The organism is Oxalobacteraceae sp. CFBP 8761 (assembly GCA_014841595.1).
GTDB lineage: Bacteria > Pseudomonadota > Gammaproteobacteria > Burkholderiales > Burkholderiaceae_D > Telluria.
In genome coordinates, this window is sequence record JACYUE010000002.1 from 403,501 (window position 1) to 419,789 (window position 16,289).

The 16,289-nt window shown below is 62.8% G+C and carries 13 protein-coding genes; 12 read left to right on the forward strand and 1 reads right to left on the reverse strand.

The features are described from left to right. Positions 1 to 32 precede the first annotated feature (32 nt). From IFU00_14220 to IFU00_14275, 12 genes are all read left to right on the forward strand, one after another. Positions 33 to 1,232, forward strand: coding sequence for an SDR family oxidoreductase (locus tag IFU00_14220; GenBank protein ID MBD8543438.1), 1,200 nt, complete (start codon positions 33 to 35; stop codon positions 1,230 to 1,232). A 71-nt stretch (positions 1,233 to 1,303) separates the two neighbouring features. Beyond that, positions 1,304 to 2,659, forward strand: coding sequence for a polysaccharide biosynthesis C-terminal domain-containing protein (locus IFU00_14225; GenBank protein MBD8543439.1), 1,356 nt, complete (start codon positions 1,304 to 1,306; stop codon positions 2,657 to 2,659). A gap of 35 nt (positions 2,660 to 2,694) precedes the next feature. Beyond that, entirely contained in the window at positions 2,695 to 3,927 is a 1,233-nt protein-coding gene (locus IFU00_14230) for a glycosyltransferase family 4 protein (protein ID MBD8543440.1), read from the forward strand. Beyond that, positions 3,917 to 5,260, forward strand: coding sequence for an O-antigen ligase family protein (locus tag IFU00_14235; protein ID MBD8543441.1), 1,344 nt, complete (start codon positions 3,917 to 3,919; stop codon positions 5,258 to 5,260). Before IFU00_14230 ends, IFU00_14235 begins: the two co-directional genes overlap by 11 nt. 27 nt (positions 5,261 to 5,287) lie before the next feature. Continuing rightward, positions 5,288 to 6,397, forward strand: a complete 1,110-nt coding sequence (locus tag IFU00_14240; protein MBD8543442.1) for a hypothetical protein — start codon at positions 5,288 to 5,290, stop codon at positions 6,395 to 6,397. After that, complete coding sequence (locus IFU00_14245) at positions 6,397 to 7,530, forward strand: glycosyltransferase (protein MBD8543443.1); 1,134 nt, start codon at positions 6,397 to 6,399, stop codon at positions 7,528 to 7,530. The genes IFU00_14240 and IFU00_14245 overlap by 1 nt, the downstream gene beginning before the upstream one ends. Then, positions 7,530 to 9,575 (forward strand): asparagine synthase (glutamine-hydrolyzing), encoded by a 2,046-nt coding sequence (asnB, locus tag IFU00_14250; GenBank protein ID MBD8543444.1) that lies wholly within the window; start codon positions 7,530 to 7,532, stop codon positions 9,573 to 9,575. Before IFU00_14245 ends, asnB begins: the two co-directional genes overlap by 1 nt. 40 nt (positions 9,576 to 9,615) lie before the next feature. Then, a complete protein-coding gene (locus IFU00_14255) occupies positions 9,616 to 10,782 on the forward strand; it encodes a glycosyltransferase family 4 protein (GenBank protein ID MBD8543445.1) in 1,167 nt (388 codons plus the stop codon). Position 10,783: 1 nt separating this feature from the next. Continuing rightward, entirely contained in the window at positions 10,784 to 12,418 is a 1,635-nt protein-coding gene (locus IFU00_14260; GenBank protein MBD8543446.1) for a GNAT family N-acetyltransferase, read from the forward strand. Then, positions 12,400 to 13,464, forward strand: coding sequence for a GNAT family N-acetyltransferase (locus IFU00_14265; protein MBD8543447.1), 1,065 nt, complete (start codon positions 12,400 to 12,402; stop codon positions 13,462 to 13,464). Before IFU00_14260 ends, IFU00_14265 begins: the two co-directional genes overlap by 19 nt. A 23-nt stretch (positions 13,465 to 13,487) precedes the next feature. Beyond that, on the forward strand, positions 13,488 to 14,699 hold the full coding sequence (locus tag IFU00_14270; GenBank protein ID MBD8543448.1) for a hypothetical protein: 1,212 nt from the start codon (positions 13,488 to 13,490) through the stop codon (positions 14,697 to 14,699). 22 nt (positions 14,700 to 14,721) lie between these two features. Further along, positions 14,722 to 15,870, forward strand: coding sequence for a glycosyltransferase family 4 protein (locus IFU00_14275; GenBank protein ID MBD8543449.1), 1,149 nt, complete (start codon positions 14,722 to 14,724; stop codon positions 15,868 to 15,870). Between the two features lie 100 nt (positions 15,871 to 15,970). On the opposite strand, the gene IFU00_14280 is transcribed toward IFU00_14275, so the two are convergent. Further along, positions 15,971 to 16,261, reverse strand: a complete 291-nt coding sequence (locus IFU00_14280; GenBank protein ID MBD8543450.1) for a hypothetical protein — start codon at positions 16,259 to 16,261, stop codon at positions 15,971 to 15,973. Between the last annotated feature and the right edge of the window lie 28 nt (positions 16,262 to 16,289).

Consider the following 16,289-nt stretch of genomic DNA (forward strand, 5'->3'; position numbering starts at 1 on the left):
TCCCATTTGCCACCCCTGACAGGAACCGGTCCATGTCCAACTTCGACAATATCCAGAAGGCGCTGCGCGCGCATCCCCAGCGGTGGCTGATCACCGGCTGCGCGGGCTTCATCGGTTCCAATCTGCTTGAAACGCTGTTAAAGCTCGACCAGACCGTCGTTGGCCTGGACAATCTGTCGACCGGCTTTCAGCGCAACCTGGATGAAGTGCGCAGTCTTGTCACCGCCAGCCAATGGCAGCGCTTCACTTTCCTGCATGGAGATATCCGCGATCCGCACATGTGCCGGCTGGCCGTCGCCAACGTCGACAAGGTGCTGCACCAGGCCGCGCTGGGTTCGGTGCCACGCTCGATTGCGGACCCGCTCGCTACCAACGACGCCAATATCAACGGCTTTCTTCACATGCTGGTGGCGGCGCGCGATGCGCAGGTGACGTCGTTCGTGTATGCGGCGTCCAGTTCGACCTATGGCGACCACCCCGATCTGCCCAAGGTAGAAGAGCGCATCGGCAAGCCGCTGTCACCCTATGCGCTGACGAAGTACGTCAATGAGCTGTATGCCGACGTATTTTTCCGTTGCTACGGACTGCGCACCGTGGGGCTGCGTTACTTCAACGTGTTCGGCAAGCGCCAAGATCCAAACGGCGCCTATGCTGCCGTGATCCCGACATGGATCGCAGCGATGATGGCAGGTCGCCAGGTGCAGATTCATGGCGACGGCAACACGAGTCGCGACTTTTGCTATGTCGAGAATGCCGTGCAGGCGAATCTGCTGGCGGCGATGACGCCGGTCGAGGCAGGCAGTGCGGTCTATAACGTGGCCGTGAACGAAGCAACGTCGCTGAACCAGTTGTTCGCCTCCCTAAAAACTATTCTCACCACGCAGGGTGTAACGGCAATCATGGAACCGTGTCACACCGCGTTTCGCGCCGGCGATGTGCGCCATTCGCGGGCGGATGTGAGCAAGGCCATGCGTGAACTCGGGTATGCGCCGGCTTACCGCATCGATGCCGGCCTCAAGGCGGCTGTGCCTTGGTATCGCAAGCACCTTGGCAATCCCACGCCGGGTGCGGGCGCTGTTGCCAGCGAATTTGCCGGCACGGTTGGGGACGAGTTTGTCAGCACGGTTGCGGACGAAGTCGCCGGCGCTGTTGCGGACCACGTTACCAGCACTGTTGCCAGCACTGGCGCCAGCATCGGCGCCAGTGATAAAGCCACGGCAGGCGTGGTGTAAACCATGCCCACGCCGGCCAAGCATCTGCCGCAGGCGCTGACGATGTCGCCCAGCTGTGACGCGGAGGGCAAGTGAGTCTGCTCGATACGCTCGGCGCACGGTGCCGCATCGCCGATCCGCAGCATCTCGCGATTTTCCGCGGGCTGCTGACTGTGGCGCTGTTCACTCTGCTCGGCAAGCTGATGAGCGCGATGAAAGAAATGGCCGTCGCCTACCGCTACGGCCTTGCCGCCGAGGTGGATGCTTACCAGTTCGTGTACAACCTGGTGTCCTGGCCACTCGGCATCTGGGCCAGCGTGCTGACTGCAGTGCTCGTGCCGCTGGTGGCGCGCATGCGCGAGTCCATTCCGCAGGCGATCCCGCGTTTTCGCGCCGAACTGGCCGGTTTTACGCTAGTGCTGGGCATGACGCTGGCGCTGCTCGGGTGGCTGGGCATCGGCGCCTTGTTGCGGTTCGACCGCAGCGGCTTGCCGGCGCACTCGGCGCAGCTCGCCGCGATGGCGCTTCCCGGCCTGATCCTCATGCTGCCCCTGGGCCTGCTGGTCGCGCTGCTATCGACGTGGTTGCTTGCGGCGCAGCGCCACGTCAACACCTTGCTCGAATGCGTGCCAACGCTGTTCATTACAGCCGCAGTCCTGCTATTTGCTGGCGGCGGTATCAACCCCCTTGTCTGGGGCACGATTGCCGGCTGCGCCTGCCACCTGCTGGCGCTCCTGGCGCCGATGTCGAGGCGCCGCGAACTCGAAGCGCCTGTCTTCACCAGAGACTCTGCCCAGTGGCAATGGTTCTGGCAAGGCTTCGGCATCATGCTCGCTGGTCAGGCCTTGTTGAGCTTTACCGTGATTATCGATCAGTTTTACGCGGTTGGCCTCGGGACCGGGGCGCTCGCCACGCTGGGCTACGCGAATCGGGTGTTGTCGCTGATTCTCGGCCTGGCAGCCATCGCCGTTTCGCGCGCCACGCTGCCGGTGTTCTCGCAGGTCAGCGCCGATGCTGAAGGGCAGGTCTACCGTGTCGCCGTGTCGTGGGCGCGCCTGATGTTCGCCGGTGGGGTCGCCGTCATGCTGTTGAGCTATCTCGCCGCGCCGTGGGTGATACGGCTCCTGTTCGAGCGGGGGCAGTTCGGTGCCACCGATACGGCGCAGGTCGCCACGGTATTGCGCTACGGCTTGCCGCAGTTGCCCTTCTATTTTGCGTCGATGGTGCTGGTGAGCTACGCCCTCAGCCAGCGCCGCTACGGCTTGATTGCCTGGTCCGGCGTCATCGGCTGTGGCGGTAAGGTACTTGGCAACATCTTGTTGGTGCCACGTCTTGGCGTCAATGGCATCGCGCTGGCGACGATGGCGGTGTACGGTCTCAACGCGCTGTTCTTCTGGCTGGCGCTGCGGCGCCGGTCGCCACCACGGCGCCCTGCGCCGTGTCTCTGAACGATGGAGCGCATCCAGTGAAGATCCTGTTGCTGATGCATAGCTTGTCCGCCGGCGGCGCAGAGCGCGCCGCGTGCACACTGGCCAACTTCTGGGCGCGCAAGGGGAGCGAGGTGACCATCGTCACGCTGGCGCCGGTCAGCGCCGATTTTTATCCGCTCGATCGCAGGGTAGGGCGCATTTCGCTCGATCTGGCCGGGGCCAGTCGCCATGCGCTCCATGGCCTGTGGCAGAACACAAGGCGGGTGATGGCGTTGCGGCGCCTGTTGCGCAGTCTTCGGCCAGACATCGCGCTCGCAATGATGAGCACGCCAAATGTGCTGCTGGCCCTTGCCAGCCTGTGGTTGCCAGCGTTGCAGACGATCGGTTCCGAGCGTTGCTATCCGCCGCACGCACCGCTCGGCCGCCTGTGGCACGTTCTGCGCCGCACGCTGTACGGCAGGCTGTCGGCCATGGTGGCGTTGACGGGCGAGTGCGCGCACTGGATCGAAACGCGAACATCGGCGTCACGGGTGGTCGTCATTCCCAATGCCATCGCCTGGCCACTGCCGGACAATCCGCCGCGGCGCAGTCTTCCCAGACTGTGCCAGCCGCAGCGCAAGCGCCTGCTCGCCGTCGGGCGCCTCGACCCCGTGAAAAACTTCGATGCACTGATCGTCGCGTTCGCGCGCCTGGCGGGTGCCTTTCCGGAGTGGGATCTGGTCATTCTTGGGGAGGGGCCCGAGCGTGCCCGGCTGGCAGCGACGATCGGGGGCATGGGACTGGTGCAGCGCGTGGCCATGCCAGGGATGGCCGGCAATGTCGCGTACTGGTATGGCCAGGCCGATCTCTTTGCGCTGACCTCGTTTTCCGAAGGCTTTCCCAACGTCCTGTCCGAAGCGATGGCTCATGGCGTGCCTGCGGTCAGCGTCGATTGCAATACAGGGCCGCGGGACATCATCCGGCACGGTATCGACGGTCTGCTGGTCCCGCCAGATGATATCGCCGCCCTGAGCGAGGCATTGTCACGCCTGATGGGAGACGCGGCATTGCGCGGGCAGTTGGCGATCAATGCGACGCAGGCGAGGGAGCGCTTCTCGGTCGAGAAGATCGGGCAGATGTGGGAAACATTGTTTTTGTCGCTGTGCGGCAGTCAGGCACTGGCTCATGCAGGTGGCCACAAACTCAGCCATGCAGGCACGCAAAAAGTCAGCCATGCAGGCAACCACGAAGTCAGCCATGCAGACAGCCGGTTGGTTGCAACGGAAGACCCTGCCCATGAACCATGACCTCGCCGCCGGCAACGAAGCGAGGCTGCCCAACTGGCATGGGTCACGAACACCGCCACGCACTGACCACCGGTTTTTCGTCAGATACCACACGCTGTTGATGGCGGTTGCGCTTGGCGCCATGTACGCCAATCTGCCGGTTTATTTATATGTCCTCGATACGCGATTATTACCGAAGTTTATTTATTTCGGCATCTTTGCATTCATTGCGCCGCTGATGGCCATACGGTGGCAGGCACTTGGCGATTACCTGGTGTCGCCATTCGCGTTGTGGGCATTATTATTATTTTCTTTGAATATGATCCACTTGGCTGGTTTTCCTGCCAGCGCGGACGTTGGAGGGGCTGCGTTCATGGATATGCATGCCGAAGCCAGGCGCTCCATGATCACGACACGCGAACAATATATTCTGTTCGCCCTGTTCCTGGGATTCGTTGCCTATATCTCCCCCGCGAGAATGTATTTGCGGATCATGTTCGTCCTTATGGCCGTCGTGCCATGCGCCGTCATCGTCGATTTTGCCAATCCAGGATTGTTGTATCCGGTTGATCTGACCGGTGCAGTGCTTGGGCGGGCGGCAGCCATGTTCATCAATCCGAACCTGGCTGGAGAAGCCATCCTGCACATCGTGGTACTCGGCTTTGCCGTGCTTGATCGCCGCTATCGGATGCCCCTGTTTTTATTGGCCGGGATCGCCATCCTGACCACATTTTCCCGTGCCGCAATCATTGCGTGGATGGTATTGCTGGGGCTCTTTATTTACAAACGAACATTACCGAAATCCGCTGTGATATCACTGACAATTGCGATCGGTATTCTTCTCGTCTTTATCGGCAGCTTCGAAAGTTATATATCTTCCAGAGAAGAATTTGAAGACGCAGCCACCAATATTCTGTCGAGGCTCAACTTCTTCTCCAGCTTTACCTTCGATGATGATAGCTCGGAAGAGCGGGCAGGTGTGATTCGGGCTGGTTGGGATTTATTTCTTCAAAACCCTTTATTTGGTTCAGGTGCTGGCGCCACGCATTTTTGGCGACACCGGGGAAGCACGCATAACCAGCTTCTTCTTTTAGCGGCCGAATATGGCGTCATGGGGATTTTATTATGGGGATGGATGCTCATCATGCTCTGTAAAAGCAGGTTTTTCAGCGATCCGGGGTTGCGGTATGCGATGGCATTCCTGTTCGCGTTCATGTCGATGTTCACCCATCAGATGCTCGATGCCGCCTCGTACTGGCTGGCCACGTTCGCGCTGTTATGCGCCATGCCGGGCAGTGCACCGGCCGGCTCACTGACGCCTTGGCCCTGGCCCAGGCAACGCATGGCGCGCTAGCGCCGAAAAAACGCCGTCCAGCATGTCATGACCCGACCGGCCCGGCCTGCATCACATCACGCGTGCTTGCACGCACAAACGGTATCGACGACGCGCTCTTCGTACTCAACCATGGCTTTCGCAAAATTTGTCATTTCGCTCGACTTCGAGCTGTTCTGGGGCGTCGCCGATACGCAGACGATTGCTGGCTACGGGCGCAATGTGCTGGGCGAATGGCAGGCCGTGCCCCGTATGCTGGCCTTGTTCGCGCGCTACGGTGTGCGCGTGACCTGGGCAACGGTCGGGATGATCATGTGCCGCAACTACGATGACTGGCGCGCCACCCGGCCGGCGCTCTTGCCAGGCTATGCACGCCGTTCGCTGTCACCGTATGGCATGGACCAGTTCGTACGCAGCTATCCGCGGCTGTTCTTCGCTCGGCCACTGGTCGAGCAAATCCTGGCAGCGCAGGGGCAAGAACTGGGGACGCACACCTATGGTCATTTCTATTGCAATGAAGCGGGCGCATCACCGGCGCAATTTGCGGCGGACCTCGCATGCGCGCAATCGGTGGCTGCCGGCATGGGTGCCAGCTTGCGTAGCGCGGTACTGCCACGCAATCAGATTGTCGCGGCTTTCCTCCCCATTCTGTCCCAGGCGGCGATTCAGGTTTATCGCGGCAATGCGCGGCACCCGTTGTACCGCCATGGCGACGCCGTGGTCGGCGGCATTGCCGGTCGCGCAGCACGCTTTGCCGATGCCTGCCTGCCGCTGAGCGGCAAGCGCACCGTACGCCCGCAGTCGCATGGCGCACTGGTGAATGTGCCGGGGAGCCAGTTTCTCTACCCGTGGTCGCGGCGGCACCGTGCGTTGTTGCCCCTGCGCCTGCGTCGCCTGAAGCAGGGGATGGCGCTGGCAGCGCGTGAGGGTAGTACATTTCATCTGTGGTGGCATCCGCACAATTTTGGCGTGAACCTGGATGAGAATCTGGCACAGCTCGAAGTGTTGCTGCGCCACTACCAGCGCCTGGCCGACACCCATGGCATGCAAAGCCAATGCATGGCCGACTTTGCCTCAGCATCGGCTTCCCCCTCCGCTTCTGCCTCCGCAACTGCCTTTACTTCGCCCGCCGTGCCGGGCGCACGGGATCCGTCATGATGCGCCACGTACTGCATGTCATCACCGGCCTGGCAGTGGGGGGCGCCGAGATGGCGCTGTACCGGCTCATCCTCGCGTTTCGCGATAGCCAGTACCGCCACACGGTCATTGCCCTCAGCCCAGGCGGCGGCATGTATTCGCGGTTTGTCGCGTCCGGCATCACGCTGATCGTGCTCGATGTGCGGCGCGCGCCCGTCAGCGACCTCGTGCGCCTGATCCGCCTGATGCGCACGATGCGTCCCGATATCGTCCAGACCTGGCTCTATCACGCCGATTTTCTCGGCGGCCTGGCAGCCCGGCTCGCCGGCAACCGCAATGTCATCTGGGGCGTTCGCACGACCGATGTCGACGGCGGCTGTGCGCGCAGCACCGCGTTTGTGCGCTATCTGTGCGCCTCGTTGTCGCGCTGGGTGCCGCACACCATTGTGTGCGTGGCCGAGGCGGCGCGCCGCTCCCATTCCCTGCTTGGCTACGATGCCAACCGGATGGTGGTCGTGGGCAATGGCTTCGATCTGTCGGCATTCACGCCCGGCCATGACGAGCGCGCAGCGCTGCGGGCACGCTGCGGCTTTGCGGCTGACGACATCGTGCTCGGTACGCTGGGGCGTTTCAACCTCGACAAGGACTATGCCAACTTCGTCAACGCCGCCGGCCAGCTTGCCAGCCGTTACCCGCAGCTGCGCTTCCTGATGATTGGCAAGAACCTGGATGCAGACAACGCCGAACTGTTGCGCTGGATCGCTGCCACGGGTTACACGGAGCGCTTCGTCTTGCTGGGCGAACGCACCGACATTGCCATCTGCCTGTCCGCCATGGACATTTTCTGCCTCTCCTCGCGCACCGAGGCTTTTCCCAATGTGGTGGGCGAGGCGATGGCGATGGGGTTGCCGTGCGTGGCAACCGATGTTGGCGACGTCGCCGTCCTGATGGCGGACACGGGCGTGCTGGTGCCCCGGGCCAACGCCGACGCGCTCGCGCAGGGCGTGGCGGGACTGGTAGCGCTGGACCCCGCGCATCGCAGGCAAATGGGGCAGCAGGCCAGGGCGCGGATCGGCGCCCGGTTCACGATGGGGTGCGTGCGGGCGCGCTTCGAGCGCATTTATGAAGGCGTCATTGCGAGAGGGGAACTCTGATGTGCGGATTCACTGGATTTCTGGCTGCGGCGCCTTTACCGGCAACTGATCAGGTCGGCTGGCTCAGGCGCATGACCGATGCGATCTACCATCGTGGCCCCGACGACGCCGGCTACTGGTCCGACGGCGAGCATGGCATCGCCCTGGGCCACCGGCGCCTGGCGATCATCGACCTGTCCCCGGCCGGTCAGCAACCGATGCGCTCGTGCTCGAACCGCTTCGTGCTTGTCTTCAACGGCGAAATCTATAACCACCTGGCCATGCGCAACGAGCTCGAGGCGAGTGCCGGTGTGTGCGGGTGGCGCGGTCGTTCCGATACCGAAACGTTGCTTGCCGGTTTCGATGCGTGGGGCATTGCGGCCACGGTCGAACGCGCCATCGGCATGTTCGCCTTTGCCGTCTGGGACCGGCAGACGGGCGTGCTGACGCTGGGGCGCGACCGCGTCGGCGAAAAGCCCCTGTATTACGGCTGGCAGGGCAGGGGAGACGATGCGGTGTTCCTGTTCGGTTCCGAACTCAAGGCACTGCGCGCACATCCGGCCTGTGCTGCCGATATCGATCGCGCGGCGCTGTGCCTGCAACTGCGGCACAGTTATGTGCCGGCGCCGCATTCGATCTATCGCGGCATCGCCAAGCTGCCGCCGGGCTGCCTGCTCACCGTCTCGGCGGGGCGCCCGGAACCGGTGCTGCACACGTATTGGTCGGCAGCACAGCAGTGCACGGCGGGCGCGGCCACGCCGTTTGCGGGCACGCCAGCGCAAGCCGTCGAGGCGCTCGACACCTTGCTCAGGGCCGCCGTCGGCGCGCAGATGATGGCTGACGTCCCGCTGGGTGCGTTTCTGTCCGGCGGCGTCGACTCGTCGACGATCGTCGCGCTGATGCAGGCTTGTTCAACACGGCCGGTGCAGACATTTTCGATCGGGTTTCACGAGCAGGGCTTCGACGAGGCGCCCCATGCAAAAGCCGTGGCCCGTCATCTCGGCACCGATCACACCGAGCTGTACGTGACAGCCGCGCAGGCCCAGTCCGTGATTCCACGGCTGCCGTCGATGTACGACGAGCCGTTCTCCGACTCGTCCCAGATTCCCACGTTCCTGGTATCCCAGCTGGCGCGTCGGCACGTCACGGTGTCGCTGTCGGGCGACGCCGGTGACGAACTGTTTTGCGGCTACACCCGCTATGGTTTCGCCGCGCACCTGTGGAAGTCGATCAGCGCGGCGCCGTTGCCCGTACGCCGGCTCGCTGCACGGGGCATCACGCGGATGCCGGTGGCTTCGTGGAACCGGCTGGCGCGCACGCTGAGGCCGTGTCTGCCGCGCGCCATGCGCTTTGCCAACACGGGCGACAAGCTGCACAAAGGCGCGCACATCATGGCCAGCGCGTCGCTCGACGCGGTGTACCTCGGCCTCGTGTCGCACTGGGACGATCCGGCCGCACTCGTGATCGGTGGCCATGAGCCGCCCACCTTGCTGCGCGGCGCCGCGCCGGTGCTGGCCGGGCTCGGTGGTGTCGAACGCATGATGGCGCTCGACACGCTGACCTACCTGCCTGACGACATCCTGGTCAAGGTTGACCGGGCAGCCATGAGCGTGTCGCTGGAAACGCGGGTGCCGTTTCTGGATCACCGCGTGATTGAATTCGCCGCACGGTTGCCGCTGGCGCTGAAACTGCGCGATGGCGTGGGCAAGTGGGCGCTGCGGCAGGTGTTGTATCGCTACGTGCCGCAAGCACTCATCGAGCGGCCCAAAATGGGCTTTGGCGTGCCCATTGGCGACTGGCTGCGGGGCCCGCTGCGCGACTGGGCCGAAACCCTGCTGGCCGAGTCGCGGCTGCGCAGCGAAGGCTTCTTCGAGCCTGCGCTGTTGCGCACCCGCTGGCGCGAGCACCTGGATGGCCGCCGCAACTGGCAATACCACTTGTGGGATGTCCTGATGTTCCAGTCGTGGCTCGAACAGCAGGCCGGGCCGCACCGTGAAGCGGATGACGCCGCGCTGCACTGCCCGGCGCCGCCGGCTGTCGCGGCCCCATGCCCACTGGCGACATGACCCTCGTGCATCGCGTCCGATCTTCCTGAGGATGAACACCATGAACAAGAAAATCGTTATTTCGGTTAATACCGCCTGGAATATCCACAATTTTCGCTCCGGCCTGGTCAAGGCCCTGATTGCGCAAGGCTATGACGTCATGGTCATGGCGCCCGCCGATGCCTATGCGCACCGGCTGGCATCGCTCGGCTGTCGTTTCAAGACCGTTTCAATGGACAATAACGGCACCAGCCCCAGTCGCGACTTGTCGCTGCTGGTCAAGTATTGGCGTGTCTTGCAATCGGTGCGTCCGCTGGCCTATCTGGGCTACACGATCAAGCCGAACATCTATGGATCGATTGCCGCGCACCGGCTCGGTATTCCGGTCATCAACAATATCGCGGGTCTCGGCGCGACCTTCATCAACAACTCTCCATTAACGTACCTCGTCAAGCAGCTGTACCGCTGCTCGCTCAGGCATTCGAACCGGGTGTTCTTCCAGAATGCCGATGATTGCAAGCTGTTCGTCGACGCGGGCCTGGCGCGGCCCGACGTGGTCGAAGTCCTGCCCGGCTCCGGGATCGACTTGCAGCAATTCCAGCCGGATCCGGTGCAGCTACCCGCAGCGGAGGCGTTTTGTTTCTTGCTGGTGGCCAGGATGCTTCGCGACAAAGGTATTGAGGAATACGCCGCCGCAGCGCGCATCGTGCGTCAGCAGTTGCCAGGGGTGCGGTTCCAGCTGCTGGGGCCGATCGATGCGCACAATCCGAACTCGATCCCGGTTGAGCGGATCGCGGGCTGGAAAACCAGCGGTCTGATCGAGTACATGAAAGAGACCGACGACGTCAGGCCCTACCTGGCGCGTGCCGATTGCGTCGTGTTGCCGTCGTACCGCGAGGGCGTGCCGCATACGTTGCTCGAGGCGGCGGCGATGGCACGTCCGATCATTGCCACGAATGTGGCCGGCTGCAAGGATATCGTGGAGCATCAGGCCAATGGCTTGCTATGCAATGTAAAAGATGCGGCCGACCTGGCCGACAAGATGATCCGGATGGTCGGCCTGACGCAGGCGCAGCGCCTGGCCATGGGCCAGGCGGGCAGGACCAAGGTCGTCGCGCAATTCGATGAAAACGTCGTGATTGCGCGCTACCTGAGCGCGCTGCGGCAGATCGAAGCCAATGGGCACGCACATGCCGTGCAGGGCCTCGAAACAACGGCGCAAGTCTGATATGGCGCTGCGCTTACTGACCGGCGACGCCGCACTGGCCCATATCGGCGCGCAGACATTCGTCACGGCGTGGCGGGCACTGCATGCTGCCTGCCCTTGGGCCACTGCCTGCCAGCATCCCGATTTCGTGTTGCCGTGGTACGGCTTGTACGCGGGGCTGTTCGTGCCCGTTGTCGTCCTGCAGGAAACCGACGACGGCGCGCTGGTCGGCCTGTTGCCGCTGGCTCTGGACGACAAGGGCCAGCGCCTCACCGGTGCCGGTGAATGCCATGCCGAATACCAGGGCTGGCTGCAGCCTCCGGATGCCGGCACATCGTTCATTACCGGGGCGCTGCAGGCCATTCGCGAACACCTTCCGCGCGCCGATCTCGCGTTGCGTTACCTGCCGGCCGGCACGCCGCTGTCCTGGCTCGATGCGTGGCGCAACGATGCATCCGATGCACGACGGTGGGTGACGCTGCGGTCCGTGCGCCGGCCACTGATGCAGATCGACCCGGTCGCGATGCACCGGCAGCGCAACAAGAAAAATCACCGGCAAAATAGCAATCGCCTGGGCCGGCTGGGCGCAGTGCGGTTCGAGCAGGTCGTCGAGCATGCCCATTTCTTGCGCGTCATCGACGCCATTTGCGACCAGTATGATTTCAGGCAGGCGGCGCTGTATCGCGCAAGGCCGTTCATGCTCGACGCAGCAAAAAAGCGTTTTTACATCGCGCTGCACCGGCAAGGACTGCTGCACGTCACGATCCTGACGGTGGACGGCGCCATTGCTGCATCCCACATCGGCCTCTTGAGCGCGGGCCGGGCCGTGCATCTCGGGATCAATACCTATCACCCGGCCACATCTGCCCACTCCCCAGGCAATTTGCTCCTGGCCATGCTGGGCGTGCATCTCGCGGCGCAGCAGATGCCGCTGCTCGACCTGACGCCGGGCGGCGATGGGTACAAGGAGCATTTTGCGACGGCGCACGATCACGTCTCGACACTGACGATCCACCGCGATCTGCGCAGCTTCTTGCTGACGGCGGCGCGCCAGCGTCTGATCGATGCCGCCAGGGCACTGGCGAGCCGGGCCGGCTGGCGTCACCATGACGTACTCGCCATCGTGCATGGCATCCGGCCGCAGCGCTGGGCAAGTCTCGCCGCCGGGTGGCTGCGGCGTCGCGCACGCCCTGCAGTCGTCTCTCGCACCCTTCGATCCGCGTCTCTCCGCGGGGCCGCAGGGGCGCTGCTGCCATCCCGCGACAGCTTGCCCGATGTGCTGCAATTTGACGCCAACGATGCGGCATCGGGTTACTGCGCATTCTTGAACACCGTCATGAAGCGGATGGAACGAACCGACCATTTCTATAGCCTCGTCCAGAGCAACCGGCTGGGCCTGTTTTGCTGGGCGAAAGGGAGGGCGGGGGGCGAAGGCATGGTCCTGTCCGGCTTGTACGTGCATCGGCAATGCATGCAGCCCGATCTGGTCGAGGCATTCATCGCAGGCGTCGTGCAGGACATCCGCCGCCGCGATCCCCAATCGGCGATTCACTACCAGGGCAGCCTGAGCGCTGAACTGGACAACAATCTGGCGCGCTGTGGTTTCAGCCCGGCCAACCTGCAACAGGAGCAACCGGCATGCATGCAAGCGCATTGACTCCCCCGCCCGACAGCGTCACGTGTCACGTCGGGCAACTGCCCGCCGACGTCGAAGAAGCCCTGGTGACGACCTATGCGTCGCTGCATTCGTCACTGGCGTTTTTCAAGGTGTTCCGGTCGATCGAGAATGCCAGTTGCTATCTGGCCCACAGCGCCGGCGGGCCCAGCACGGTCTTGCTGTTTACGTTCAACGGTCGCCGGATCGACGTCATCAACGAAATGATCGAGGTCCCCCAGGCCGAGATGGCGCGCTTCGTGGCGTATGTTTTCGCGCATTTCCCGCAGATTGACGTCATCAGTTTCAAGGCCATCAAGACTGCGGCCGGCGAGCTCGGATTTCCGGTGCAACAGTACCCGGCCAAGGGCAGCTATGTCGTCACGCTGCCCGCCACGCCCGATGCCTACAAGGCGGGCATCGGCAAGTCCACGCGCGCCAGCATCAACCAGGGCCTGAATGGCATCCGGCGCCACTTTCCGTCGTTCGAGTCGCGCTTTTTCGTCAACGATGATATCGACGAAGACCATATCCGGGCGATCGTTGCGTTGAGCGAACAAAAGATCAATGCCGGCGACGCCGTGTTTTTTTACGACGTGGCGCGTCTTGCCCGGTTGGCCAGGCTGTGCGGATTCGTGCACGTGATCCTGATCGACGGCCGCATCTGCGCCGGCTCCGTCAATTACCGGGTTGGCGCCAGCTTCTTTGGCGACGCGATGGGGTACGACCCCCAGTATGAAAAATTCGGGCTTGGCAAGTTGTGCGTCTTCCTGACGATCTGCGAAAGCATCGTGCGCGGCGGAACCCGGTTCTATCTGGGCGGCGGCGTGTTCGCTTTCAAGGAACGCTTGCTGGGCGTGCCGTTTTACATGGATGAAGTGCATCTCTATCGTTCGCCCATAAAACTGCTGCGCAACATCGATCATGCGATCGGCGCCACAATCGCTGCGGCCATGCGGTCGACCAAGCAACGGCTGCACCAGCACAAGCGGGCGACCTGGGCGCGACTCGTGTTCAAGGCGTTTTACCTGTTACAGCGCCGCAAGTGATGCTTTGCCAGCATGGTGACCAGATGAAGAGCCTGTCAACAAGGCGGCGCAACTTGCTGCTGCGTGGCGCCGCCCTGGGCGCGGCGGCGGCATTGTTGCCAGCACCGGTTGGCGATGCAACGGGAGGCCAGCCCAGGCGTACTCAGGTGAGCGGCATCAAGGCCGCCATGGTACCGCCAGCCATCGTCAGCCTGGCCGACTACGGCGGTTTGCCCGGGGCGCGCACGGCAGCGCTGGTCGGGGCATTTCGCCAGGCACTCGATGATCTGGCAGTGCAGGGCGGCGGTACGCTGCTGGTGCCGCGCGGCGTTTATGATTTTGGACGCTGCACCGACGCCGCCACGTTCGTCCTGTGCCGCAATGCGCGCGACATTGCCATCTCGGCGTACGGCGCCCTGTTTACGGTCACGACAGACGCCAACGTCATGCCCAACCTGTTTTACTTTTTCAATTTTCAGAACATCACGATTGCCGGCGCCAGCTTCGCCGATACAGGATTCGACCCGCGGCCCGACTGGCGCGGCATGGTGTGTGTGGGCATCCAGGCGGACCGGCCGAGCCACGGCTTCACGCTGGTCGACTGCTACGCCGAACGGGTCGTGAGTCTGCTCTCGTCGCATAACAACGCTGCCACGCGGCGCTTGCTTTCCAACATTCGTGTACACGGCGAAGTGCGCTACGCGTATTACGGCGTCAACGCCAGTTTCATCAGGGAGAACGCCGATATCGATCTGGTATGTCACGACGTGCGGCGGGCCGTCATCGCGTCGGCGCTGCGCAATGCCGACATCCGGGTAATGGTGTCCAGTACCGCCCAGTGGCCTGGTAGCAATGGGCTCATCGCACTGATTTGCGGCGGCGCGAGCGTGGGCAATGTAAAAAACGTACGGATCGCGCTCGAGGCCTCGGGCGAGGGCAACTACGGCAGCCATGTTCACCTTTATCACCAGGGCGCTGAACCGGACGGCGCGATCCGCAACATCGACGTCACGGTCCATGTCGCCAATGCTGCTCCCGCCACGACACTGTTTCTGTTCGACCACGAAGCCCGTTTCGTCAAGGCGACCACGTCCCGGGTATGGGACCGTATCGTGCTGCACGGCACGATTGCCGGTGACTTCGACGGCCGCGTCGTCGCCAATCCATCGGCCAGCATCACGCCCGGCACGGTCTGCCTGGACCGTCACCTGGCGCAGTACGCGCATTCCGGGCATATGCCGTTGGTGGTGCAATGAAACCTGGAGGCAACGGTCGACGATGCGATTACTGATCTACATTCACTCGCTGGAAAATGGCGGCGCCGAGCGGGTGGTCGCCAATCTGGCCAACCACTGGGCGTCGCTCGGCTGGGCCGTCACGGTGGTGACCGTGGCCCCGCAGGCGCGTGATTTTTACGTGCTCGATGCCGGCGTCGGTCGCCGCTGCCTTGATCTGGCTGGACAGGGCGGTGGCTTGCTGGCCGGGTTCGTGCGCACGGCCCGGCGCGCGCGTGCGCTGCGCCGGGTATTGCGCGAGGTGCAGCCCGCTGTGGCCTTGTCCGCCATGCACACGGCCAATGTCGTGCTGGCACTGGCGGCGCGCGGGCTGCCTGGCATGCGCACGGTCGGCTCCGAACATAACTTCCCGCCCAAGGCGCCGATGGGCGTGATTTGGGAAACGTTGCGGCGTCATGCCTACGGCCACTTGCACGCTGTCGTCGCGCTGACGCACGAATGCGCGCACTGGCTGGAGCGCCATTCCCGTGCCCGGCGCATTCCCGTGATCCCGAACCCTGTCGTGTGGCCGTTGGCGCAGCATGCGCCGCATGTGAGTCCCGCGACCTCGTGCGCGCCCGGCCGCCAGATCCTGCTGGGGGTTGGCCGGCTCAGCGACGAGAAAAACTTCACGACCCTGATTGCCATCTTTGCCCGGCTGGCAACCGCGCACCTGGACTGGGACCTCGTCATCCTGGGCGAGGGTGCGCAGCGTCCTGCACTGGCTGCGCAGGTGCAGGCCGGCGGACTGGGGCAGCGCGTGTTCTTGCCCGGCAGTGTCGGCAATGTGGGCGACTGGTACGCGCAGGCCAGTCTCTACGCCATGAGTTCGCATTTCGAGGGCTTCCCCAACACGCTGGTCGAAGCCATGGCGTACGGCTTGCCGGCGGTGAGCTTCGATTGCGATACCGGTCCGCGGGACATCATCCGCCACGGGATCGATGGCGTGCTGGTGGCGCCCGGTGACGTCGACGGCATGGCGTCGGCGCTCGATACCCTGATGCGTGACAGCCGTGCGCGGGCCAGATTCGCGCAGCGCGCCGTCGATGCGCGAGAGCGGTTCTCGATGGAGAAAATATCGCGCATGTGGGAAACCGTCTTCATGCCGTCAACCTGCACGCATGACGTCAAGGCTGACGTTGTTGCTGAGTGAACCACGTAGTGTCATCACAACCCACAAGCAGTAATCCCCCCGCCTGTTGTTTTACCAACCTCATCGTTTCTCTACCAGCCTCAAGCACGCTCCGGCTGCGTCACGCATTTAAAAAATTCCCAATTTGCAATTGATTAGAACAATGTTGCAACGTTTCAGTTTTCCCAAAGAAAAATATTTTGGGAACTAATTGAGCCGAAGCATCTCCAACGCCAGTGTTTGAATTTTTAAGAAGCATTTTTCTGACACACATCAGACGTTGGCGCTGAATTTCTGCTAGCCCACTACATCCATTTGGGCTGGCAGGAACCGAAAGCGGTGACTTTTTCTCAAAGAAATTATTTTTTATTTCTTGGAACCAATCGCTTTGAGGAAACTCAAACGGTTTCATGATTTTAGGAATGAGGAGATGCCATGAT